Source organism: Pelomicrobium sp. G1 (assembly GCF_051905455.1).
In the GTDB taxonomy this organism is placed as follows: Bacteria; Pseudomonadota; Gammaproteobacteria; order Burkholderiales; family UBA6910; genus Pelomicrobium.
Map to the genome: position 1 here is coordinate 1 of NZ_JBQACR010000320.1, position 279 is coordinate 279.

Here is a 279-nt window from a genome sequence, read left to right on the forward strand (position 1 = left end):
CTACCCCGCCTCCGGACAGTGCGGCGCCGCAAGCGCCTGCGCTCGCAGGCTCAACCCGAGCAGGAACCCCACGCCTGTCCAGAGGAGGTAGGCCATGGACGGCTGCGGAACGCAGTGGTGGTCGTGCAGCAACACGAACCGTTTGAAGCCTGCTTCCCTCTTCGTCCTCAGGAATCGGCCCTCCCTGTCGATCCACAGGGTAGTTGCGTTCGCTGCCATGACGCTGGGATGGGCGGAGAGGAACGCCGCGAACGTCCGCAGCCCCGGGCAGCGGCAGGT

General features: G+C 67.4%; 1 protein-coding gene. It reads right to left on the reverse strand.

Features of this window, described 5'->3' with window-relative positions; all coding sequences use genetic code 11:
• Positions 1–279 (reverse strand): hypothetical protein (locus tag ACTFO6_RS18675; RefSeq protein WP_439935862.1); only part of this gene is annotated, 279 nt, incomplete at its 5' end.